Source organism: Labilibaculum manganireducens (genome assembly GCF_963665805.2).
Lineage (GTDB): Bacteria > Bacteroidota > Bacteroidia > Bacteroidales > Marinifilaceae > Labilibaculum > Labilibaculum manganireducens.
The window spans coordinates 865,169-889,996 of record NZ_CAXXEE010000003.1; the positions used below are offsets into that span (position 1 = coordinate 865,169).

The 24,828-nt window shown below is 35.6% G+C and carries 22 protein-coding genes; 7 read left to right on the top strand and 15 right to left on the bottom strand.

All coding sequences use genetic code 11. The annotated features are described in order from the left end of the window. Positions 1–38 precede the first annotated feature (38 nt). The 3 genes from ACHZAX_RS03435 to ACHZAX_RS03445 all read left to right on the top strand — a co-directional run bounded on the left by ACHZAX_RS03435 (position 39) and on the right by ACHZAX_RS03445 (position 2,756). Entirely contained in the window at positions 39–1,403 is a 1,365-nt protein-coding gene (locus ACHZAX_RS03435) for a TolC family protein (RefSeq protein ID WP_320018031.1), read from the top strand. A gap of 92 nt (positions 1,404–1,495) precedes the next feature. Continuing rightward, entirely contained in the window at positions 1,496–1,684 is a 189-nt protein-coding gene (locus ACHZAX_RS03440) for a hypothetical protein (protein ID WP_101310128.1), read from the top strand. Continuing rightward, entirely contained in the window at positions 1,677–2,756 is a 1,080-nt protein-coding gene (locus ACHZAX_RS03445) for an adenylate/guanylate cyclase domain-containing protein (RefSeq protein ID WP_320018032.1), read from the top strand. Before ACHZAX_RS03440 ends, ACHZAX_RS03445 begins: the two co-directional genes overlap by 8 nt. Here the strand turns inward: ACHZAX_RS03445 and ACHZAX_RS03450 are convergent. The 8 genes from ACHZAX_RS03450 to ACHZAX_RS03485 all read right to left on the bottom strand — a co-directional run bounded on the left by ACHZAX_RS03450 (position 2,733) and on the right by ACHZAX_RS03485 (position 11,427). Then, complete coding sequence (locus ACHZAX_RS03450) at positions 2,733–5,576, bottom strand: ATP-binding protein (protein WP_320018033.1); 2,844 nt, start codon at positions 5,574–5,576, stop codon at positions 2,733–2,735. The genes ACHZAX_RS03445 and ACHZAX_RS03450 overlap by 24 nt on opposite strands. A 200-nt stretch (positions 5,577–5,776) precedes the next feature. Continuing rightward, positions 5,777–6,349: an electron transport complex subunit RsxA gene (gene rsxA, locus ACHZAX_RS03455; RefSeq protein WP_101310131.1), complete on the bottom strand. Its 573-nt coding sequence runs from the start codon at positions 6,347–6,349 to the stop codon at positions 5,777–5,779. Between the two features lie 12 nt (positions 6,350–6,361). Next, positions 6,362–6,946: an RnfABCDGE type electron transport complex subunit E gene (locus tag ACHZAX_RS03460; protein WP_101310132.1), complete on the bottom strand. Its 585-nt coding sequence runs from the start codon at positions 6,944–6,946 to the stop codon at positions 6,362–6,364. After that, complete coding sequence (locus ACHZAX_RS03465) at positions 6,939–7,559, bottom strand: RnfABCDGE type electron transport complex subunit G (protein WP_124992214.1); 621 nt, start codon at positions 7,557–7,559, stop codon at positions 6,939–6,941. Before ACHZAX_RS03465 ends, ACHZAX_RS03460 begins: the two co-directional genes overlap by 8 nt. A 2-nt stretch (positions 7,560–7,561) precedes the next feature. Further along, positions 7,562–8,557, bottom strand: a complete 996-nt coding sequence (locus tag ACHZAX_RS03470) for an RnfABCDGE type electron transport complex subunit D (protein WP_101310134.1) — start codon at positions 8,555–8,557, stop codon at positions 7,562–7,564. A 77-nt stretch (positions 8,558–8,634) separates the two neighbouring features. Further along, a complete protein-coding gene (gene rsxC, locus ACHZAX_RS03475) occupies positions 8,635–9,963 on the bottom strand; it encodes an electron transport complex subunit RsxC (RefSeq protein ID WP_320018034.1) in 1,329 nt (442 codons plus the stop codon). Positions 9,964–9,978: 15 nt separating this feature from the next. Continuing rightward, a complete protein-coding gene (locus ACHZAX_RS03480) occupies positions 9,979–10,929 on the bottom strand; it encodes a Fe-S cluster domain-containing protein (RefSeq protein WP_320018035.1) in 951 nt (316 codons plus the stop codon). A 3-nt stretch (positions 10,930–10,932) separates the two neighbouring features. After that, a complete protein-coding gene (locus tag ACHZAX_RS03485; protein ID WP_101310137.1) occupies positions 10,933–11,427 on the bottom strand; it encodes a SoxR reducing system RseC family protein in 495 nt (164 codons plus the stop codon). A 603-nt stretch (positions 11,428–12,030) separates the two neighbouring features. Between ACHZAX_RS03485 and ACHZAX_RS03490 the strand changes: the two genes are divergently transcribed. Further along, entirely contained in the window at positions 12,031–12,456 is a 426-nt protein-coding gene (locus ACHZAX_RS03490; RefSeq protein ID WP_101310138.1) for an HIT family protein, read from the top strand. A 148-nt stretch (positions 12,457–12,604) separates the two neighbouring features. Here ACHZAX_RS03490 and recG read toward each other — a convergent pair whose 3' ends face one another. Further along, positions 12,605–14,710 carry an ATP-dependent DNA helicase RecG gene (gene recG, locus ACHZAX_RS03495; protein WP_320018036.1) on the bottom strand — a complete coding sequence of 702 codons (2,106 nt, stop codon included), beginning with the start codon at positions 14,708–14,710 and terminating at the stop codon, positions 12,605–12,607. Between the two features lie 252 nt (positions 14,711–14,962). On the opposite strand from recG, the gene ACHZAX_RS03500 reads away from it, so the two are divergent. The 3 genes from ACHZAX_RS03500 (at position 14,963) to ACHZAX_RS03510 (ending at position 16,669) form a co-directional block, all read left to right on the top strand. After that, entirely contained in the window at positions 14,963–15,730 is a 768-nt protein-coding gene (locus ACHZAX_RS03500; RefSeq protein WP_101310140.1) for a hypothetical protein, read from the top strand. 95 nt (positions 15,731–15,825) lie between these two features. Beyond that, complete coding sequence (locus ACHZAX_RS03505) at positions 15,826–16,386, top strand: cob(I)yrinic acid a,c-diamide adenosyltransferase (RefSeq protein ID WP_320018037.1); 561 nt, start codon at positions 15,826–15,828, stop codon at positions 16,384–16,386. Between the two features lie 61 nt (positions 16,387–16,447). Then, entirely contained in the window at positions 16,448–16,669 is a 222-nt protein-coding gene (locus ACHZAX_RS03510) for a DUF2795 domain-containing protein (RefSeq protein WP_054714819.1), read from the top strand. A gap of 19 nt (positions 16,670–16,688) precedes the next feature. Here ACHZAX_RS03510 and ACHZAX_RS03515 read toward each other — a convergent pair whose 3' ends face one another. The 6 genes from ACHZAX_RS03515 to guaB all read right to left on the bottom strand — a co-directional run bounded on the left by ACHZAX_RS03515 (position 16,689) and on the right by guaB (position 24,690). Continuing rightward, positions 16,689–18,269, bottom strand: a complete 1,581-nt coding sequence (locus ACHZAX_RS03515; protein WP_320018038.1) for an OstA-like protein — start codon at positions 18,267–18,269, stop codon at positions 16,689–16,691. A gap of 6 nt (positions 18,270–18,275) precedes the next feature. After that, the gene (locus ACHZAX_RS03520; RefSeq protein WP_101310143.1) at positions 18,276–19,241 is read right to left on the bottom strand and encodes an AAA family ATPase; all 966 of its coding nucleotides are present in this window, start codon (positions 19,239–19,241) and stop codon (positions 18,276–18,278) included. 78 nt (positions 19,242–19,319) lie between these two features. After that, the gene (locus ACHZAX_RS03525) at positions 19,320–20,672 is read right to left on the bottom strand and encodes a peptidylprolyl isomerase (RefSeq protein ID WP_101310144.1); all 1,353 of its coding nucleotides are present in this window, start codon (positions 20,670–20,672) and stop codon (positions 19,320–19,322) included. Positions 20,673–20,682: 10 nt separating this feature from the next. Then, the gene (locus ACHZAX_RS03530) at positions 20,683–21,525 is read right to left on the bottom strand and encodes a hypothetical protein (RefSeq protein WP_101310145.1); all 843 of its coding nucleotides are present in this window, start codon (positions 21,523–21,525) and stop codon (positions 20,683–20,685) included. Beyond that, positions 21,518–23,137: a peptidylprolyl isomerase gene (locus ACHZAX_RS03535; protein WP_320018039.1), complete on the bottom strand. Its 1,620-nt coding sequence runs from the start codon at positions 23,135–23,137 to the stop codon at positions 21,518–21,520. The genes ACHZAX_RS03530 and ACHZAX_RS03535 overlap by 8 nt, the downstream gene beginning before the upstream one ends. 83 nt (positions 23,138–23,220) lie before the next feature. Further along, positions 23,221–24,690: an IMP dehydrogenase gene (gene guaB, locus ACHZAX_RS03540; protein ID WP_101310147.1), complete on the bottom strand. Its 1,470-nt coding sequence runs from the start codon at positions 24,688–24,690 to the stop codon at positions 23,221–23,223. Between the last annotated feature and the right edge of the window lie 138 nt (positions 24,691–24,828).

Here is a 24,828-nt window from a genome sequence, read left to right on the forward strand (position 1 = left end):
ATAAGTTCCATATGGCAAGAACATACAATTAGAATCATATGAAAAATAAAATATTTTGTCTTTTGATCTTTTCCCTGACAGCTTTTCAGGGAAAAGCTCAGGAGTTGTCTCTGAGCGAGAGTCGCACATTGGCATTGGAATACAATCAGAAAATTAAAATTGCTGATGAAATGATTGCTGAAAATGAGTCGAATGTTCGATTTGTATTCACACAGTTTTTACCGAGTTTAAAAGCAAGCGGCTCGTACAATTATTATCATGATATTGATGATATTAGTTTGCCTGGTTCATTTTTGCCTACTGCCAACAGTTTGGCTGAAGCGCAGCAGGGAATTTATAGTGGTACCAGTGATGTTTATTTTCCAGGCTTTAATTTAGAGTTGGGAAATATCGATTATTTTTCTTCTAATTTAACGCTTACCCAGCCAATATATATGGGAGGAAAAATAAGAAGCTCCTATCAAATGACTAAGATGGGAAGAGAGATTTCCATCTACAACAGGAAGTTGCAGTCATCGGATGTTTTGCTGGAAACTGATCAGGCATACTGGAATCTTGTTTCTATAAATGAGAAAGGCAAATTGGCTGAGAAATATGTGAAGATGCTTTCAGCTTTGGTTCAGGATCTGCAAAATGCATTTGATCTGGAGATAACCACTAAAAATGAATTATTAAAGGCTCAGGTACAATTGAATCAGGCAAAATTGGATTTGTTTAGGGTGCAAAACCTGATGGTGTTGTCTAAAATGTCCTTGTGTCAGGTGATTGGGAGAGATTTGATGAGTGATATTACCGCCACAGACACAACAATTACAATCACACAAAATGCAATTGATGCAGATTACATGCAAAAAGCATTAAATCAAAGACCAGAACTATTGATGTTGGGCAAACAGGTTGAAATTTCACAAGAACAGATTAAGAACACCCAGGCTGATTATTTACCTCAGTTAGGAGTTGGTGCATCTTACTCCTATATAAGTAGAATTGAAAGTTTGATTGGGTCATCAAAAATTCTGGCTGTTCAAGCGAATTTGTCTGTTCCGGTTTTTCATTGGCAGGAACGCAAGCATAAAGTAGCATCTGTGCGGTTTAAGAGTAAACAAAAGGAGTTGGAAATGGATCGCACCAGAGATCTGATTAGTCTTGAAGTTCAGCAGTCTTACTTCAAATTACAGGAAGCATATCAACAAATTGAATTGGCGAAAGTGTCAATGGATCAGGCAAATGAAAACGTTGAGCTTACTCAGAACAGTTTTTACGAAGGCTTGGCCAATACAACAGAATTGCTTGATGCACAGGCTTTTTGGCAAAGAGCACGTAGCGAGTTGATTGATTCAAAGATAAACTACAAGCTAAGGGAAATTAGCTTCTTGAAATCAATCGGAGAATTGGCAATCTAATAGTGGGGTGGACGTGACCGAATTAACCGGTAGGATGGGATTGATGTGTAATCATCAATTTTAATTCGGTCACTCCTTTTTTATATACAAGTATGATTAGCAGGTATCAGGACAGAGAGAAATTATATCAGTTTGGAATCACCCGATTGGGTAATACATCTCAGGAAAATATTAAAATATTAGAGAACCATTTGTTTCATCTTAAGATGAATGAGGATTATGTAATAAATTCTTATAAAGAAGTGGAGGAGTTGGTTCAATTTATTAATAGTAATGAATAAAATTTTATTTAGAATTAATAGTAAATCAGTTGGTATTTATTTTCTCACAATAATACCAATTTGGGTACTTGCATTTTTCTTTTTAATGATTTTTCAGGTGGATGAAACAAGTCATCTGTCTGTTTATAAGGTGCAAAATCTTATAAATTTATTGTGGTTTGGTATCATGGCTGGAATAATCTGGGGCACAATATTCAAACTTGCAAAATCTCTTCGCAATCAAATTCCTACTTATTTATTTACGATTATAGTAAGTTTATTGGTAAATGTAAGCAGTGCTTATTTGCTGGTTTATTGTATGTACCACATGGGAGATTTTTTTCCAATAGATAATTTTCCGGCGACCTTTCCTCAATTGTTGTCTTTGTATCAATCCAAGTTGTTTTACGCCATATTGGCTTATTTTTTCATTGTTGGAGGCTTAATCGAAATTTTCCACGAAATAGATCGAAAATTGGGTAAAGGTATACTTGTTAAATTTTTGCTTGGGCGTTATTACAAACCAAAAGAAGAGAAACGAATTTTTCTGTTTATGGATTTGAAATCGTCCACCTATTATGCAGAAAAGTTAGGGCATTTTAAATACAGCAGATTAATTCAGGACTGTTTTAAGGATATTTCTGATGCAGTAAGGATAAATCATGCTCAGATCTACCAGTATGTTGGTGATGAGGTTGTATTGACCTGGAAAATAAACGAGGGAATAGAAAATTTGAGATGTCTGCAGGTGTTTTATGACTTTTTGGATATTCTTGAGAAGAAAAAGGAGTATTATCAAAAGACTTATGGAATGATACCCATTTTTAAGGCTGGGGTGCATTCAGGTAAAGTAATGGTTGCAGAAGTTGGAGAGTTGAAATCTGAAATTGCTTATCATGGCGATGCAATAAACACGGCTTCAAGAATTCAGGGACTATGTAATTCTTATGAATCGAGACTGCTGATTTCCGGAGATTTGTTGGCAGAGTTGAAAAAGAAGAAAAAGAAGGTAGATATGTATACTTCTTTGGGAGAAGTTTTGCTGACAGGTAAAAAAATACCAACAGAATTATATTCCTGTTTGGTTAAGTAACCGATTTCCTTTTTTAAGGTGTTTATTAATAGTAGCAAGTAACTTCTTTTCGTCAAAAGGTTTTGCTATAAAATCATCACATCCGGCTTCAATACTTTTGCTTCGATCTTCTCTAAAGGCATTTGCTGTTTGAGCAATAATAGGTAGATTGTCTCTCATTTTTTTGATAGACTGAGTTGCTTCCAAACCGTTAATGTCGGGCAATCTTAAATCCATTAGCACCAAATTAATAGTTGGGTTTTTAAGACTTAACTCAATGGCTTTATTCCCGGATATTGTGTGTAATATTTTAACTTTTGTTGGTTTTAAAGCGGCTTCAATGTATTTAAAATTGGTTTCATCATCTTCTACAACCAGAATTAGTTTATCATCCCATTTGTAGTTTTTTTTATTCGTGCTTTTTATAATTTTCGCCTCCGAACCTACAGGTTTATAAGGAATGGTAAAGTAGAAGGTTGTTCCTTTATCTTCTTGAGTTTCCATTCTTATTTGTCCGCCCATTAATTCAACAAAACCTTTCGAAATCGCCAAGCCAAGCCCTGTACCTCCGTATTTACGGGTAAAAGTTTCTTCCACCTGTCGAAAACGTTCAAATATAATTTCTTGTTTTTCCTTTTGAATTCCAATTCCGGAATCCTGAACATAGAATTCCAGAAAATTATTATCAATTAGATGGTATCCATATTCAATATAACCTGAAGAAGTGAATTTAAAAGCATTGTTAAGTAAGTTGGAAAGTATTTGACGCAGCTTTCTTTCTTCTGTTATCACCAATGTTTCTTCATCCGAAAGTGTCTTGTTAACTCTAAAATCAATTCCATCGTCCGCACTATTTTCTCTAGAGAATTGGGCAAACAATTCATCTAAGATAATATTAAGGAAGCATTTCGTTTCTTTAATAAAAGTTTGCCCGGAATCTAGTTTTGAGATATCAAGAATGTCATTAATTATTTTCAGCAACTGATTCGAACTTTTATAAATAATGTTGATGTAAGTATTGCTCTGAGCTTCTGTTTTGTCTGGTCTGCGAAGCATATCCGCAAAACCAATAATGCCATTCATCGGTGTTCTTATTTCATGAGACATATTGGCCAAAAAGGCAGATTTTAAGTGATCACTCTCTTCCGCTTTCTCCTTGGCTTTCACCAATTCTTTTTGTGTAGATATAATTTTCGAAATGTCATTAATGATAATCATTGATGAGTTGTCAAAAGGAACCATAAAGAATTCACAATGACGAACTTCACCATTTTTAATTGTCATATGAAATTCCTGTTTCCCTATGTCGGTATGCTCTTTTTTTGCTTCAGCGATAGCCTCTTTCCAAATGTTTTTAACTTCTTCCCGGTATTTTCGATCAGGGAAACACGATTTATACCAGTCATCCGAAGTTTTTATGTCATTTAAAGTGTATTCAAACAGCTCTATAAACTTATCGTTAAAGTATTCAATGTTTTGTCTTTCATCAGTAATGACAATAGGAAGGGGAGATTGATGAATCATTTTTTTCAACCTTTTCTCGCTCTGTACAATTGCCTGCTGAGCATGTTTACGTTCTGTAATATCTCTTGATGTTGATAAGATTACATGTTTTCCCTGCAGAGTTACAAGCTGACTAACGGTTTCCATTGGAGTTTTTTTTCCATACTTGGAAACGAAGGTTTGTTCATGAGTGAATTGTTTCTCTCTTGTTAACCTTTTTATGGAGTTAATGATATAATCATCTGGAAGATCTTCAATGTAATCGGCTGGAGATAAAGTAAAAAGTTCATTTCTTGAATAACCCAGCACTACACAGGATGTATCATTTGCTTCTATTAATTTAGAACTGCCGTCACCAATATATTCATTTACCAGAATAATATCGGTACTCCCGTTTATTAGGTTGCGGTATTTTTCTTCACTTTCGGCTAAAGCCATTGTTCGTTCAGTAACTCTTTCTTCCAATTTATCATTAAAGAGTCTTAATTTTTCCGAGTATTCGTGAATTTCCTGATACTGAACACGAATGGTATCTTCGCCACGCTCCCGTTCTTTTATTTCATTCTGAAGCTTAGTATAGGTTTGAGTTAATTCGGTCATGGAGTGATCCAGAAGCTGTTCTTCACTAATATGACGGACAGAGCCTTTTCCTTGACCTTGATAGATTGCCTGCGCTTTGTAAATAAATTTTTTAATGGGTCTGGAAATACTCTCGGAAATAATATAGGTAATAAATAAACTTGCGAGAACAATTAATATGGCAACACCAATAAATATATATAATTTTTTTGTGTGTGCTAAAGTTGCTTCCTTATAGATACGATTTGCCTGTTCTTCGGCGAAATCAGTCATTACTTTCGTTTTTTCTTTTAATTTATTGAGGTGCTCAGCCGCAATTCCATCAACCATTTTTTTTGCACTCACCTCTTTGCCGCTAACTTTTAAATCGATGATCTGATTTCGAAGTTCTTCCCATTCTATAAAGGTATGATAGGCAATTCCAACATCTCTCTTATCGCCTAAAAAGCGATTGAAAACAGTATCGAATTGAGTCATTACTTTTAGGTGATATAAATTGATTGTATCAATAGCCTGATCGAATTCTTGTTGTGTTTTGGCAAGAAGAATATCCTTCATGGCGCTTTCCATGGTTTGGATATGAGTGTTGATATCCCTAACAGCGTTACTGACCGTATATGTGTGAGTATAAATGAATTCGGACTCGTTGCGAAGATCTTTTACCTGGAAAATAGAGAGGATAACAAATGATACCGTAAACAGTAATATTAAACCGAATCCGGCGATTACTCTGGTGCGGAATTTCATTTTATTTAACATGAAATCTCAACGGGTTTAAGTGTGTAACATAGTGGTAGTTGATTCCAATTAATCGCATTTGACACCAAGTTAATTATTATTACGGATTTACACAATAAATTTGATTAAAGGTAGATATTGACCCATGTAGAGGCGATAATATGCAATAAAAAAGGCAGCTCATTTGAGCTGCCTGTAAAGTATAATGATGTGTTTTTTAATTACACAATACCGGAAAATCCCATAAAAGCCATCGCCAGTAATCCAGCTACAATTAGTGCCGCCGGAGTGCCTTTTATTCCTTTTGGTAAATCAACAAGGTCGAGATGTTCTCGAAGACCTGCGAAGATTACTAAAGCAAGACCGAAACCAATAGCTGTAGATCCTGAGAAAACAACTGCTTCTAACAGATCATAGTCTTTCTGAATTGTTAAAATAGCAACACCCAAAATTGCACAATTGGTTGTAATTAAAGGAAGGAATACTCCCAATGCCTGATACAATGCAGGACTAACCTTTTTGAGAATGATCTCAACCAATTGTACCAAAGCAGCAATGATCAGGATAAAGGTGATGGTTTGCATAAAGCCAATACCAAAAGGATCCAACACCAATTTTTGAAGCAGATAAGTTACAATAGTAGCCAGAATCATTACAAAAGTAACAGCACTTGACATACCTACTGCTGTAGATACTTTCTTCGATACTCCAAGGAAAGGACAAATTCCAAGGAATTGAGCCAAAACAACGTTGTTTACGAATATGGCAGATATAATGATTATAATATAATTCATGATGATTTCTCTTTAGGCTTTTTTAATGCGGTTAATAATAGCAATAAGGTATCCTAATGCGATAAAAGCACCAGGAGCTAATACAAAAATCAGCATACCATAATTATCACTAAATATAGAAATACCAAAAACTTTTCCACTTCCCAATAGTTCACGAACAGATCCCAAAAGTGTTAAGGCCATTGAAAAGCCTAAGCCCATTCCTGCTCCGTCCAATATTGAAGGTAAAATTTTGTTTTTGGAAGCAAATGCTTCTGCACGCCCTAATACAATACAGTTTACAACGATAAGGGGAATAAATACGCCCAATTGTGCATGTAAGGCAGGAGTGTATGCTTCCATTAAAAAACTAATGATCGTAACAAAAGCGGCTATGATTACGATGAAGGAAGGTATTTTTACTTTTTCAGGAATCTGAGAACTCACCATTGAAATAACCATGTTTGACATGATTAAAACGAAAGATGTAGCCAGACCCATTCCCAGACCATTAATTGCCGAGGAAGTAACACCCAGAGTAGGGCACATTCCAAGCAGTAATACAAAAATGGGATTCTCTTTAATAAGTCCTTTGGTGAAATTTTGAATGTTACTCATTGCTTATCTCCTCCTTATTATTGTTTTTTTTCATGTACTCGTCATAACCAGTTTTTATGGCATCCAGAAATGCTCTTGAGCTAATGGTTGCTGCAGTAATTGCATCAATATCTCCACCATCTTTGCTTACCGTGAAATTTATAGAGCCAGGGTTTTTGTTGATAACACTGGATTTTTCACGTGATGGTTCTGTTGGTTTAAACCAACTTACCATTTTTGTTCCTAAACCTGGTGTTTCAGTATGTTCCAAAACAGAATAATTGTGAATAGTTCCATCAGGTTCAAAACCAACCATAATCCAAACATTACCGCCAAATCCTTTAGTGGTTAGAGTTTTAACTGCCGTACCAACTAATATTCCATCTTTTTTAGCTGGATAAAATTCCAGAGTATCCTTTTCGTTCAATCCAACTTTGTACATCTCATCGCTGGGATTGTTATTAAATTCAGGAACAACTTCTTTAATGGCATTGAGTTTTTTTGCCAATTTTGCTTTAGCAATAGGTTCTTTGGTGATTTCGTATACCGCACCTAAAGCAGCAGAGGCTATCAGTGTTATTACAAACAACACCAAAACCATATTTGTAAATGTAGATTCTTTTTTCCCAGCCATGATTATTTCCTTTTTTCGCCGAAACGCTTTGGTTTAACATACACATTAATCAGTGGCACAAATGCATTCATAATAAGAATCGCAAAAGATACACCTTCCGGATAAGCTCCGAATACGCGAATTATAACAGTAAGTAAACCAATACCAATACCATAAATAATCATTCCTTTATTCGACATTGGAGAGGTAACATAGTCGGTTGCCATAAAAATAGCACCAAGTAGTAATCCTCCCGTTAAGATATGGAATAAAGGACCCGCATAGGCTTCAGGATTAGACATGTGAAGAATACCCGAGAATACAGCTACAGTTCCAAGTACAGCAACAGGAATATGCCAGGTAATGATCTTTTTAAATAACATGTAAGCCAAACCAAGAAGTAAAGCAATACCCGCTACTTCTCCCATAGATCCACCCATATTACCCATAAGCAAATCCATATTGCCTGGTACATCATGCATTAATTGTGATAATGGTTCACCTTTCTTTAATCCCTCTTTTATAAGTGCTAATGGAGTTGCTCCTGTTTGCGCATCGAAATAAGCAGTGTCAAAACCTAAAGGTTTTGGCCAGCTTGTCATTTGTACCGGAAACGAGATTAAAAGAAATACACGACCAACTAAAGCCGGGTTGAAAACATTGTTTCCCAATCCGCCAAAGGTCATTTTGCCAATACCAATTGCAACCAAGGCTCCAATCAGAATAATCCAGATTGGAAGGTTGGCCGGAACGTTAAAGGCCAAAAGAATACCTGTAATTAATGCAGAACCATCAGTTATGGTAGGAACTTTTTTAAGCAGGTATTTCGAAATTAGAAATTCGAAAAGATAACAGGATGCTACGGCGGTTAGGGTTACGATGATTGCACCCATGCCAAAGTAAACGAATGAAAAAACAAGCGCCGGAAGCATCGCAAATACCACTCCATACATGTTCTTTTGTATGGAATCTCCACTATGAACGTGTGGAGATGGGGCGACTAGTACTTTGGTGTTCATATGTTAAATTTATTAATTAATTTACTGGTTTATTGAAATTTGAAGCACTTGTAGGTTGTTGTGTACACTATAAGTACTTACTTTCGAGATCTCATAATCTGACCAACTTTTCCTTTTCCCAATCGAATGTAATCCAATAAAGGACGGTTTGCCGGACATGTAAAACTACAAGATCCACACTCAATACAATCCATAACGGCATCGCTTTCCAAACGGTCGTATTCTTTTTTGTCAGCTAAAACCATTAACAAGAATGGTTCAAGTCCCATTGGGCAAACAGAAACACATTTACCACAACGGATACATGGTTTGGATTCTTTACGAACAGCTTCTTCGCGGGGCAACAGCAATAATCCAGAGCTGCCTTTGGTTAAAGGTACATCAACAGTAGTTAAAGCTTTTCCCATCATTGGACCACCGCCTACAATCTTACCTGTATCTTCAGGTAAACCACCTGCGGCATCAATCAAATCTTTTACCGGAGTTCCAATTCTGAATTTCCAGTTCGAAGGATTTTTTAATGATTTACCTGTGATGGTTGCAACACGCTCGAAAAGAGGTTTGTTTTTCTGAACCGCCTCATAAACAGCAAGTGCAGTTCCAACGTTTTGTACTACAGCACCAACTTCAATAGGTAGTGCTCCCGACGGAATTTCACGTTTAATAGTTGCTGAAATCAATTGTTTTTCACCACCCTGAGGGTATTGAGTTTTCAGCGGGCAAATTTCTATTCCTTTATAGTTTCCTGCAAGCTTGGTTAAATGAGCTATAGCATCAGGTTTATTGTTTTCAATTCCAACAATGGCTCTGTCAACACCTAAAGCTTTCATTAAAATTTGAGTTCCAACCAATACTTCATCGCCTTTTTCGAGCATAACTCTGTGGTCAGAAGTCAGGTAAGGTTCGCATTCTACTGCATTGATGATTAGAACTTCGGCAGTTTTTCCCGGAGGAACCGACAATTTCACATGAGCAGGAAAAGTTGCTCCACCCAAACCAACAATTCCGGCTTCGGCTATCTTTTTTATAATTTCTTCTTTGCCTGCGCTGATTTCTTTTACCAAATCTTCGCTTCGATCAATTGTTTCCATCCATTCGTCACCATCAACTTTAATGATAATAGATGTTCTGCGGAAACCACTTGCATCCATAATGTCATCCACTTTAAAAACGGTTCCTGAAACCGAAGAGTGAATGTTTGCGGATACAAATCCTGATGATTTTGCAATCAATTGTCCAACTTTAACTTCGTCGTTTTTTTTAACGACCGGAGTAGCAGGAGCGCCAATATGTTGAGAAATTGGAATACTTACTGTTTCGGGTATTGGCAATACCTGGATTGCGCTGCTTGCCGATAATTTGTTTTCGGCAGGATGAATACCTCCTAATGAGAATGTTTTTAACACTGATGATCCTCCTATTTATTTGTTCTCAGTTGTGTCGTCATTTGCTGTTGGCTCTATCTTTGGAGCCTCTTCCGCTTTAACCTCAGCTTTTGGTGCTGCAACAGGTTTTACGCTTGCCGCAGTAGGTTTTTCAGCTGGCTTTTCTTTACGAGGCGGAAAATTCAACTCGTGAATTGCATCTGTAGGGCAAACAATTACACACTTTCTGCAAAGTTTACATTTATTGTAATCGATGTATGCAAGGTTGTTTTCTAAAGTGATTGCATCGAAAGGACACTCCTTAACACATTTACCACAACCAATACAGGCAACGTCACAAGCTTTTTTAGCAATCGCACCTTTGTCTTTATTTACACAAGACACAAAAACTCTTCGACTTTTTGGTCCTTTTTTACGAAGCTCGATAATGTGGTTAGGACAAGCTTTTACGCAGGCACCACAAGAAACACATTTGTCTTCAATAATTACAGGAAGACCGGTTTCCTTGTCCATATACATTGCATCAAAATTACATGCATCAACACACTCGCCTAATCCTAAGCAACCAAACTGACAGCCGGTTTCACCGCTGTAAAGAGAGGCTGCAATTGTACAAGATGGTGCGCCATCGTACTGATTGGTTTTAGGTCGGTTTTCGCAGGTTCCGTTGCATCGGACCACAGCTACGGTTGGTTCGGCAGCTTTAACTTCGTGTCCAAGAATGGCACCTACATGCGACATTACAGGAGCTCCACCCACAGGGCAAAGAAAGTTGTCGATGTTGTCGGCCTTCACCAATGCTTCGGCAAAACCTCTGCATCCGGGATAACCACAACCACCACAATTTGCGGCTGGTAATGCTTCTTCTACCTCGTCGATGCGAGGATCTTCATACACTTTGAATTTTTGCGCTACAAAAAACAGTATAATTGCTGCCGTTACTCCAATAGCACACAAAGCCAGAATAGTGATAACTATAATGCTCATAGTTTAAATGTTTACGATTTTCTCGATTGTAAATGAAAAAGTTTTCTTAAAATGACCTTTATAAAAGGACAGTACTATATAATAGGGAAGTAATATGGCTAATGCCGAAATCCCGCTTATTAATTCATTATTAGTAATTGCTGTGGCAATGATTAGTGTAAGTATCACCAATACAAACGGCAACACATAGGCAAGGAACATTGCCAACCATCCTAAAGATTCCCGATAGCTTAGGATAACCTTTTCTCCAACTTTAAATTTGTTACTGTAATCAATAACATCAATTGATTTGTCTTTCATGTCAGACATGGTACAAGCACTTTTTGCATGACAACCTGCACAAGCAGAAATATTAACAATGCCCACCGTAATCTTACCATCCTCTATTTCAAGGATAGTCCCTTCGTGATCAATTTTTTTGTGATCCTGCATGTACTTTTCCCTATTAATTGTTGTTTCTAAGTAAAACTCCTGCGAAAGCAAATGAGTTTCATTCATGTAACATTCATCTAGTCAATTTGGTAGTGAATGGGTGCTGTTTAACACAACGCAACAAAAATAACACTTTCGGTTACATTCGATTCTGGCAAAAGTCAATTTATAGTGTGTTTAAATAGAGGCAGTTCCCTGCTTTTGTAAAGTAGAGATTACAATTTTTTTTGTATCTCTATTGAATACAGTTAGTTTGGGCTATTCCTGAAAAAAATCAGTAATTTAAGTCTGTTTTGCAATCGAGTTAATTTAGATTCATTATGAATAAAATAAAGATTGCAGGATTCTATTCAAAGAATTAATTGATGCTAATTTGATTAAATTTAAATTTATGCGGTAATTCTTTGATAGTATGTGTGATTAGTGTTTTTTTATAGTTCTCCTGTTAAACAAATTATATCGTTAAAATTGTCTTATTTGTGATAATAGAATTGAGAATTTTAAAGAATGTATTTTTAGTTATTTAAGAGGAATAATTAAAAAAAAACTTCCAAAACAATAGTACTTCAATACCAGTCAATCTTGTACTTTATTATATATTTGTTGCCTTACAAGCAGCATAAATATCAAATACATAAAAATCAATTATTTACATAAAATAAGCTTACTATGTCAACTCCTTTTTCTGAATGTTTGTATTGCCAAGACAATGAATTGCTGCACAGTTTAATGATTAAGATCTGTGATTTGGAAGTATCGAAATTATTCCTGTTTAAAGAACAATCGTATTTGGGGCGCTGTAATGTTGTGTACAAGGATCATGGTGTAGAATTTCATGAGTTGAGTGACGAACAACGCAATGCATTTATGAATGATGTGGCTAAAGTTGCAAAGGCAATAGATACTGCGTTTCAACCTGCAAAAATTAATTATGGTGCTTATGCCGATACTTTATCACATTTGCACATGCATATTGTTCCAAAACACAAAGATGGATACGGATTTGGTGGTGTTTTTGAAATGAATCCACAAAAAACAACTCTTTCCGAAGCGGAATATATTGAGCTAATAGAAAAAATTAAAATGGGATTATAGTTTAGTTTTAGATTGAAGATCATTTTTTTTGAAATTAAACTACAAATTACTTGCATCAAGTAATAAAACATGCAATATTCTCACAATAAAAAAACAGCGAAATTCCCAAAAGGGTTTCGCTGTTTTGATATCTCGATATGTTTGTTTTTTAGCTGATTACACTCCAGTTTATTTTGGTTTTACTCAATCGTTTAACCTGTTTTGCAAGAGTGAAATTTTCTTCTTTGTCCAGTAGGGGATCATTGTCCAGTATTTCCTGAGCAACATCTCTTGCGTATTGAAGCAACTGTCCATCTTTACCAAGATTGGCAATTTTTAGGTTGTAAGAAATTCCGCTTTGCTGAGTTCCTTCAATATCTCCCGGACCACGAAGTTTTAAATCTACTTCGGCAATTTCAAAACCATCGTTGGTTCGAACCATTGTTTCAATCCGCTTTCGCGATTCGTTAGAGATTTTGTAGGAAGACATTAGTATGCAGTACGATTGTTCGGCTCCACGGCCAACCCGACCACGTAACTGATGAAGTTGGGACAAGCCAAACCGTTCGGTACTTTCAATAATCATTACTGATGCATTTGGAATGTTTACACCAACTTCGATTACCGTTGTTGCTACCATTATTTGTGTTTCTCCTTTTGCAAACCGCTGCATTTCAGCTTCTTTTTCAGCTGGTTTCATTTTCCCATGAACCATACTTATTCCATATTTTTCGGGAGGGAAATATTGAGAAACACTTTCATATCCTTCTTCCAGATTTTTGAAATCCATTTTTTCAGATTCTTTAATCATTGGATAGACCAAATAAATTTGTCTTCCCAAATCAATCTGTTTCTTCATGAAATCGTAAACCTGGTTTCTTCTTTTCTCGAAGTAGTGAACCGTTTGTATTGGTTTTCTTCCCGGCGGTAACTCATCAATAACCGAAACTTCCAAATCACCATATAAAGTCATGGCAAGAGTTCTGGGAATAGGTGTAGCAGTCATCACCAAAATATGAGGAGGAATATTATTTTTTTTCCACAATCGGGCTCGTTGCGCAACACCAAACCGATGCTGTTCATCAATAATTACCAGGCCCAGATTATTGAATTGAACAATGTCTTCAAGAAGAGCGTGAGTGCCAATCAAAATTTGCAGCTCACCACTTAGTAATTGTTCATGAATAATTTTGCGGTCTTTCTGTTTTGTTGATCCGGTAAGCAAAGCCACTTTAATATCAAGTCCCTCAAGAAATTCACTGATTGATTCCATGTGTTGAGTGGCTAAAATTTCCGTTGGAGCCATCAAACAAGACTGACAACCATTGTCAAGTCCCATAAGCATGCACATTAGTCCAACCATTGTTTTACCACTGCCCACATCACCCTGCAAAAGACGGTTCATTTGTTTTCCCGAACCAACGTCTTTTCTAATTTCTTTGATAACTCTTTTTTGAGCATCGGTAAGTTCGAAAGGAAGATTATTTTGAAAGAATTGGTTAAAGTTTTCCCCTATTTTAGTGAACTGATGACCACGATAAAGCACCCTGCGCTTCATCTTCATTTTAAGAATGTTTAGCTGAATGTAAAACAGTTCTTCAAATTTTAATCGGTAAGTGGCTTTTTTTAGTATTTCTGCATTACTTGGGAAATGAATCTGCGTAAGCGCTTCGTGAAGATTAATTAATCCTAATTTACTCGTCAAACTTGCCGGAAGTGTTTCCGGAATTTTCCCATTTAATGATTGTAATGCATTTTCCTGAAGTTTGTGAATTGCTTTAGAGTTGATAAAACTGCTTTTCATCTTTTCGGTAGTCAGATAAAAAGCCTGCAGGGAGGCATTCAATTTCCCATTTTTGGCCTCACTCTCTTCCAGTTCAGGATGAACTACATTTATTTTCCGGTTAAATTCGGAAGGCTTACCAAAAACGATATATTCAGTCTTGGGTTTAAGGCTTGCTTTAATGTATTTAATCCCTTTAAACCAAACCAATTCCATTACACCTTTTCCATCAGTAAAATATGCTACCAGTCTTTGTTGTCTTTTTTCTCCAATTACTTCAATGCTGGTTATCTCACCTTTTACCTGTATGTATGGTAATTTAGAATGAATTTCACTGATTTCGTAGAACTTGGTTCTGTCGATATATTTGTAGGGAAAATGATACAGTAAATCTTCGTAACTGTAAATTGATAATTCCTGATTAAGGATGGAAGCCCTTTTGGGGCCAACGCCTGCTAAAAATTTTATGTCGAGTCCAGCTAATTCTGACATTCTTACGGTTCTAATTCTATTTTATATGGAGGGATAAAATTTCACCCTGTTTGTGAAAATGCTTTAAAAATCTAAAAGTACAAACAAAAGTAAATTGAAAAACTTTTATTTTAAAGAAATGATTGCTTAATCTTATGCCATATTATCATTAATAATATCAGGACAATACCTGCAACAGATGATATCTTGGCTTAAGAATTTGAAGAAATTCAAATTTACGATTAAATTCGCCAATTCTAGTTTATTGTAATTATGGGTCGAATCCGCTACAAATTAAAGAAACGTTTATATCGCTTAAAGGCCTTTCGCCGAAAAGGATTTGGGGTTCATTCACCCTTTACTTTCCATCTGATTGTTAATGTTATTGAGGCAAAATTGTCTTACTATGCATTTGGTCAGTTATTTCCTTATCGGAAAATTATTGTGAATGCGTTAAAATCAAAATTGGAAGATGGTGAGATTGGTAAGGATTTGGCAAAGAAGTACAAAGAGGAAATTCAAATTATTAAATCGACTGAAGCATTGGATCGATTGCTGTTTCGCCTGATGAACTTTTGGCATGCTGAAAAATCAGGCTATTTTGGAGGAGGAATAGGATTTACCATTGCTTACATGGCAAAGCTTGATTCTCGAAATAGTGTTGCATGTCTGGATCGGGGAGGTGTTTTCCCGGAATATTCGGATGATATTTTTCGGAACTATATGGGAATTCAGAATTATAAGAGTTTTAATTATAATGAGATTTTGAAGCAAAATCCAAAATATGATTTTCTTGTTTTTTCTGAAAATACCAGTAAAGAAATTCTGTCTGATTTTATTCTGAATTATGAACTTTTGCTTGCAGATAATTGCATGATTGTTATTCAAAATCCACATAAAAATGATACGATTAGCCTCTTTTGGAAACAGATGAAGAAATTGGAGAAAATTTCCGTGAGTCTGGATTTATTTCATTTGGGAATTCTGATTTCGAAAGACGGAATGCAGAAACAAGATTATGTAAGAAAGTATAGGTTTTAGCTATTGCATAGATTCTATGAAATTTTATCTTTGTAGTAGTTCTGCTGAAGGGTATAAAAAGATCCTAAATGTTGGAGCTAATTAAAACACACACAATGACTAAATTTAAAGTATATACAAAAACAGGAGATTCCGGTACAACAGGTTTGATTGGAGGAACACGAGTTCCGAAGCATCACTTGCGATTGGAAGCCTATGGTACCGTCGATGAATTAAACTCTTATATTGGTTTGATTCGATCGCATGATATTGAATCTAAATCAAAAGAGATTTTATTAGAGATTCAGAATAAATTGTTTATGATTGGTTCAAGGCTGGCAACTGATGAAGAAAAATCTGATTTAAAGGAGAAGTTACCTATTGTGGAAGCAGACATTCTTTTATTGGAAAAAGAGATGGATCGGATGGATGAAGAGTTGGCTGAACTTAATAATTTTGTATTGCCGGGAGGTAGTTTGGCCAACGGGTTTTGTCATGTTGCAAGAACGGTATGCCGAAGGGCAGAACGCCGGGCAAATCAACTATCAAATGATGTAAATATAAATCCACTATTGTTGAAGTATTTAAATCGTCTTTCGGACTATTTATTTGTGCTTTCGCGTAAGGTTTTGCATGATGCAGGAGCTGATGAAATTAAATGGAAGCCTGACTTGTAAATTCAAAAAAAAAAATTATATTCGCAGAATAATAAAAGAACCTAATAAAAATATTAAATATATGTACTGGACACTTGAATTAGCCACTAAATTAGAAGATGCACCTTGGCCTGCTTCCAAAGATGAATTAATTGATTATGCGATCCGTTCCGGAGCGCCATTGGAAGTGATTGAAAACTTGCAGGAAATTGAGGAAGAAGGTGAAATTTTCGAAAGTATTGAAGATATTTGGCCTGATTATCCAAGCAAAGGAGATTTTCTATTCAACGAAGATGAATATTAAGATATAAAAAAAGGGACTTTTATAAAGTCCCTTTTTTTATTGGTTTTTTTACGGCTGAATTTAATTTCCGAATTGGCGTATACTCTTTCCAGATAAATATGTCTTCCTTTGATTTTGGTTGGTATTCTTCAAGCCACTGAAAGTCTTTAAGAAATTTCATTTCCTTTTCTACTTCGAAGAGGGGATACATATTGCCGTCAGGTTTTTTAAGAAAGATGATTTTATCAATTTTATTTTTTTCGATGAGAATACTGATATTGCTGCTCTTGGCAATATTCATTCCCATAATTACCTCCTTGTCAACAGGATAATATAAGGTTTCACCATTGCCTCTAATATCAAGTTTGTAAAGTTTATTGTCTTTAATGTGTCCGAGCATATTTCTACCTTTTATCTGATTGAAAAAAGTGGTGTCTTCTTTAGCTGTTAAAAAAGAAGATCCTCGAAAATGCAGATAACGAATTGCTTTATTTTGGGTTTCAATACCAATTGTATCAGCTACCATTTGGTTTTGTTGTGCCCAAAGAACGGGATCATTGAATAATCTGATGGTCGAATCCTGCATGGTATAAACCAACGAATCGCAAATTCCCTGCAAATCTGTACGGTAAAATTTCACATGATGAAAAGCCTTAATCCGTTCAAATTTGGCACTGTCTTTTTCAATTTTCAGAGTGTCCGAATGAAGAAACAGTGAGTCACTGTCAGTAATCTGAATAAAGACTGCAGAATCGGTCATAAGAGCCTCCTCCGTATTCTTGAACGTTTCAAGATAATTGCCCTTCAATATTAAATTATTCACCGTGTCCCGCAACTCAACATTTTTAAAGATACGGGCCAGTTCGTTGTTCCGATCCAAATAAATACTGTCGCCTTTAATTTGATACGATTTACTGTCAAGAGTTGTGTTTTTAAAGAACTGAGAGATATTTGATTCTGTATTGTACCAACCATCTTCCGAATATAAGGTTTCTTTCTCACCAACAATTTTAGTTGGTCCTAAAATAAAAGCAATCTTGCTAACTGTATTGTATTTTAAAGTATCTGAATACAGCGTGTAATCAGTAGTTACAGCTTTAACACTATCTTTAAAAAACAGCAGTTCTTGTTTTGTATAATACCTTCCAATATCACTGGTAAGAGTATTTTCTGCGTCAACAATTTTGCCGCCGTTAAAATAGTATCCTACGCTTTCGTTCATGTCAAAATCAAGAAATTGTGTGGTAACGGTAACCGATTTGTTTTTTAGTTTCACGTTATCTCTCATTTCTGCAAATTTTGTATTGCCATAATATTTTAGGTAGTCTCCGTATATATGAACGGTGTCGGCATTAATAATATGAACATTGCCAAAAGCCTCTAAAGTGTTTTGCTTTTCGAATTGATAAGCACTGTCACAATACATTTTTATATCGCCATGTGTAATAAAAACATTGCCTAAAAATTTATTGAGTACAGGATCTGAGTTTCTCACAAACTGTACTTCGTCCGAATTTTTGATCAGTACTTTCGATTTCTTTTGAGCAGAAGACGAAATATTTGCCAGGCAGATAATGCCTGTAAGTAATATAAATGTGTATCGATTAGCTTTGCTAAGCATTCTTTTTTACTTTAATAGTTCTTGTATGATATTTTCAATACTGATTCCTTCAGCCTCAGCTTTGTAATTCTTCATGATTCTATGTCGAAGAATAGATACTGCAACCTCTTTCACGTCTTCAATATCCGGTGAATATTTTCCAGACAGCAAAGCGTTGGTTTTTGCGCCAACCACTAGATATTGTGATGCTCTGGGGCCTGCTCCCCAATTAATGTATTCGTTGGCCATTCTGTGAGAATGCTCTGTGTTTGGTCTTGTTTTAGCGGCTAAATTAACAGCATATTCCAATACGTTTCTATTAATCGGGACTTTCTGAATTAATTTCTGATAGTATAGTATTTGTTCTGCCGACATTATTTTATCAAGAGCAATTTCTTTGCCGGAAGTTGTGTTCTCAACAATTGCCAACTCGTCTTCAATTTTTGGATAGTCCAGATATATGCTAAACATGAACCGATCCAACTGTGCTTCAGGAAGGGGATAGGTTCCTTCCTGTTCTATTGGATTCTGTGTAGCGAGGACAAAAAATGGTTTTTTAATTGGATAAGTTTTACCGTTTACAGTAACCATTTGTTCCTGCATTGCTTCTAAAAGTGCCGACTGAGTCTTTGGAGGAGTCCGGTTTATTTCATCAGCAAGAAGAATGTTTGCAAACAACGGACCTTGAATAAAGTTGAATTTTCTTTCATTGTTCAATATTTCAGTTCCAATGATATCCGAAGGCATTAAGTCGGGAGTAAACTGAATTCGCTGGTATTTTAAATCAAGAACCTGAGCTATTGTATTTACCAGAAGTGTTTTAGCTAGGCCGGGAACACCAACAAGTAAGCAGTGCCCATTACTGAAAATGGAGATTAATACTTTTTTGATAATATCATCCTGTCCATATATTTTTTTCCTGATTTCAGCAGTTAATTTTTGGTAATCTGCTTGCAGGGCATTTGCAGCTTCAACTTCAGTTTTAAAATTCATAGGATTCCTTCTTGATTATTGCCGTTAATAAATCAGACACAGCTTAGGCTGTGTCTGAAAATTGTATCGGTATTTTATTTACTTTATCCAGCCTTTGAATCGGAATTTAGCATTTTTATAGGTGTCATCAACATGAACATAGGTCTTTTCTTGTTTTTCAGAAATCCATTTGTTCAGGATTTTTTGTTGCTTCTGGCCGGTCAGCATGTTTTCAAATATGCTCCAATCGTCAGATAGATTTGCTTTATGCGCTTTTGTTTCCGATTTTATTTTAATCACCTTATAAGCTTCCTTGCCGCCTGTAACATCCAGAAAAGCTGAAGATATTTCATTTATTTTAAGATCGTTTACAGTTTTAGATACAGCCGGAGGTAAATTGTCTCTTTCGAATTTAGAGGCTCCGGTATAAGGATTTACGAGTAATCCCCCGTTATTTCTGGTGTCTTTATCATCTGAAAAATAAAAGGCCGCCTCATCAAAATCCATTTTGTCCTCACGAATTAAATTGGCAATACTATCCAGCTTATTGATAGCTGCGGTTCTTTTTTCCTCTTCAATTTGAGGTTTTAGAAGAATATGACGAACATTAATACGTTCTCCTTTTCTGTCAATTAGTTGAATAATATGAAATCCATATTCAGTCTCAACAATTTTCGAAACTTTATCTGTTTTTAAGTTAAAAGCCACATTTGCAAATTCCGGAACTAATGAAGATCTGGGCGTATAACCAAGTTCTCCACCTTTTTGTGCACTTCCCGGATCTTCTGAATAAAGAACTGCAAGTGTTGCAAAGCTATCGCCGTTTAGCACTCTTTCCCTATATCCTCTTAACTTGGTTCTGATTCTGTCTTTTTCATTATCCGAAATCTGAGGGTATTTTACAAGTTGCTGAATTTGAAGTTCTCCTGGAATAGTGGGCAAACTATCCTGAGGAATAGAATTGTAAAATTCCCGAACTTCGGCAGGAGTAATATGTATGTCTTTTGTGATTTCAGCCTGCATTTTTTCTTTGATACGTTCGTCGCGGGTGTCATCACGAAGATCGTTTTTCATATCAACAATACTTTTGTTGAAATATTGTTCCAGTTTTTCTTTCGATCCAATGCGTTGAATATACATTTCCATCTTGCGCTCCAACTGATCTTCAACTTCCTGGTCTGTTACCTCGATACTATCAATTTGCGCCTGAGCAATCATCAGTTGTTGAATCAAAAGATCTTCAAATATTTCAGTCTTTAAATCAACACTCCCGGAAGTATATCCCTGAGCCTGCATGCTTAAAAATCTGTTTTCTACATCCGATTTTAGAACCACTTGATTCCCAACAACAGCAATTACCTTATCTACCACATTATCTTGAGCATTGGCAGAAAAAACGCCAATTAAAATCAAGGCTAAAAGAGTATTGAACTTCTTGAAAATGTTATGCATATTTTATGGATTAATAAATTTTGAATTTGTTTTTGGATTCAGCATCTCTGTAAATGTTTTCTTCCAAATTTTTAATAAACTGAATTTTACGTTTGTTTAATAATATTTTTTTAATGTCTTCCTTAACAAAAGGCAAAGGAGCAAGATTGTCTTTTAGTTCAAATTCCTGAATTTTCACAAAGTAATGATGTGTTGAATCACTTGTTTCATAGTATTTTGTGTGTTTCAGAAATTTAACTTCATCATTTATATTACCTGGAAGTTTATTCAAAAGTTCCTGAGCATAAATCCAACGATCGCTAAAATTATCAAATTTTGTTGCATTCTGAAAACAGTAGTCCTCTAATTCAGCCCAATCGTCTTCTTTTTCCGATTTGTAAAGCTTTTGAATTTTTGAAAGATTAGGAACTGGAATAGGTATTTTTATATATAATGCTTTAAGAATGTTTCGGTTTAAAATGAAATTAGCTGAATAACTTCTATAATAATTTTCGATTTCGAATTGACTAATCAGGGTGTCAATTTTCTGTTCTATTAATTGTTGTTGGTATTTGTGAATTATTAGTGACGATCTGTAGTCTTCAACCATTTTACTAACATCTTTATCTTCCTCAGACAGATTGAGTTCTGCTTTTGATATGATGAGTTGTTTTTTAATCCACTGGTGAGTGTAGTTTTGGGCAATAAGAAGGCTGTCATCCTTGCTGATGCCATTTGGAATTACCTCTTTAACAGTACTTAAATAAAGAATGTTGTCGTTTACTTTTGCAACTGGCTTATCGTTTTCACTTTTATTCGAATTGCATGAATAAAGAATTACAAAAAGTAGTAGCAGTAAGGAATGTTTAGTCATTTTGTAGTTGAACAATTTTGTTTAATGTTGATTGTGAGATTTCAATTTTGTAATTGTTTCGCAATTGATCTTCCCAAACTTCTTTTAAATACATTTTGTAATCAGAAGCGACCTCTTGTTTTATACTTTCAAAATCAACATTGTTGTTGTACCTATTTATTTGGTTTTGATAGAATTCCATCAAACCTTTATTATTTTGTTTTGCCGGCAACCAAACTTTTTGTTTTGTAATGCCCAAAACCAACACTCTGTTTTCATAATTTTGAATCAGATTTATGAGATCGGTATTGCTCTCAAGTAACTGATTTTTGTAAAAGGCTAAGATACTATTGTTTGAGAAATTATCGTAAATTCGGTTGATGTATTCTATAAAATTTTCATAAATATCTTTAGATGCCTGCTGGCTCAGATAATTTGCAAAATCTTCCTGAGTATATTCCTTCCCGGCTATTGTGAAAAGTGGCTCCCATAAATCAGCATAGGCATAATCTAAAATGGAATAAAAATTAGAAAGAAGCTCCCTGTTTTCTTTAAATTGGTAGTCTTTTTTGATTTTAGCAATCAATTCTTCAGTACTTAGTTTTGAACGACTATCTGATGCAATCAGGTATTGAATTTCTTCTCTGCAATCGTCTAATGAAGAGTAGTTTTTTTTATCGGTTAATTGTAAAATATGATATCCGAAATTGGTTTTAACGGGTTTCGATATTTCTCCAATTTCTTTTAATTGAAATGCTGTTTCTTCAATTTTCGGGTGTGTTTCAAATAATCCGAACCAAGGAAGAATTCCACCTGATGGAGCTGATCTTTTATCTTCGGAATATTCTTTTGCTAATTGTGCGAAATCAGCACCTTCCATAAGTCTTGTATAAAGCGAATCAATTTTTTGTTTTATTTCCGATTCATTTTCAGGTTGATACTCGAGTAGTATGTGTCTGATTTTTACTTTCCCAGGATTTGGTATTTTTTCCAGAATTTGAATTATATGGTATCCAAACTGCGTTCTTACAGGTTTTGAAAATTCGCCGACCTTCAATTTGTAAGCAGTAGATTCGAACCGGTATTCCATGTCAAATGCGGTAAAATAACCTAATTCTCCATTGTTTTCTTTTACAGATTGATCATCCGAATTTTTTCGTGCTGTTTTTTCAAATGATTTTCCTTGCAGCAGATCCTGATAAACCTCCTGTGCTTTCTGATAAGCTGCAAGTGTATCGTTAGCCCGTTTGCTGATTTTTACTAAAATATGTCTCGCTTTAAGAAAATATTGGATCCGGTTGAAAGCTTCCTGAATTTTTTCTTCGGTTATAACTGTAGGGTAAAGAAACGAATTAAGGGCAATGTCTCTGCTGATTTGTAATTCGTGTTTTACTTCGGGAAGTGTATCAATTCTTAACTTTTTTGCCTCGGTTAATTTAACTTGAAACAGGATGTAAAGATTCAGAGCTTCTTCTATAGACAACTGATGGTTTGCCTGATATAGGTCTTTAAACTCCTGAGAAGAGAAAGGGGTGTTGTTTATTGTAAAAAGAGTATCTGCTGGATGTGATTGTCCAAAGCTTGCCATTTGGCAACACAGCATTATTGATAGATAAAAGAATACTCTCTTCATTTAGCAGATTTAATGTGATCATTGAACCGCAAAAAAAAATGATAACCTGCACGCGGCAGATTATCATAAAATATCAGATATGACTATCTGCTGTAATTTGGAGCTTCGCGGGTAATTGCAACATCATGAGGATGACTTTCTGCCATTCCCGAAGCTGTTATTTTTACGAATTTAGCATTGTGAAGTGCTTCGATATTAGGAGCACCACAATAACCCATTCCGGCCCTTAGTCCGCCTACCAATTGATAGATAACTTCATAAAGGGTTCCTTTGTAAGGCACACGGGCTACAATTCCTTCAGGAACTAATTTTTTGATATCATCTTCAGCATCCTGAAAGTAACGGTCTTTTGATCCTTGCTGCATGGCTTCAATGGATCCCATACCCCGGTACGATTTAAATTTACGACCATTGTAAATGATCGTTTCTCCCGGTGATTCTTCAACACCTGCAAATAAAGAACCTGCCATAATTGAATCTGCACCGGCAGCAATTGCTTTTACAATATCACCGGAGTAACGTAAACCACCATCTGCAATTACAGGAACACCTGTTCCTTCAAGGGCTTTGGCAATTTCATAAATCGCGGTAAGCTGAGGCACACCAACACCTGCAATTACGCGTGTAGTACAAATAGAACCAGGGCCAATCCCAACTTTTACAGCATCAGCACCTGCTTCAACTAAAAATAAAGCGGCTTCAGGAGTTGCAATGTTTCCAACAACAAACTGCATGTCGGGAAATCTTTTCTTTGCAATTTTAAGCAGATCGGCTACACCTTTTGTGTGTCCGTGAGCTGTATCGATAATAATTGCATCGGCATTTGCATGCACCAATGCTTCAATTCTGTCGAGAGTATCGCCGGAAACACCTACAGCAGCGGCCACTCTTAGTCTCCCTTTTTCATCTTTACATGCCAAAGGTTTGTCTTTTGCCTTGGTGATATCTTTATAAGTAACCAGACCGATTAATTTATTGTCGGAATCAATTACTGGTAATTTCTCAATTTTATAGGCCTGAAGAATTGCTGCTGCTTTTTCGAGGTCGGTTGAAACCGAAGTCGTCACCAGATTTTCTTTGGTCATTATTTCAGAAATAGGTCGATCCATATCCAACTCGAAACGAAGATCACGATTGGTTACAATACCTTTTAATGATTTGTCTGATTCAACAACAGGAATGCCGCCAATTTTAAATTCTTTCATTAATGCCAATGCATCTTTAACTGTTTTGTAGGAAGCAATAGTAATAGGATCATAAATCATCCCATTTTCTGCTCTCTTCACAGTCATAACCTGTTTGGCCTGAGATTTAATACTCATATTTTTGTGGATAACGCCAATTCCACCTTCACGGGCAATAGAGATGGCTAAAGCCGATTCGGTTACAGTATCCATTGCCGCTGATACAATTGGAGTGTTCAGAGTAATGTTACGGGTGAAACGGGTTTTTAGATTTACATCTCTAGGTAATACTTCCGAGTATGCAGGAACTAAAAGTACATCATCAAAAGTCAGGCCGTCAGAAATAATTTTATCAGAAACAAATGACATTATGCAATAATTTTAGATTTAAATTGCATGCGAAATTACAAAAAAATAGTGGAACAGAGATTGTTCTGAATTCTAAAAAGTGTTAATTAGTTGATTCATTTCAAAAGTTACTATTTTTAATTTGTTATTTATCTTTCA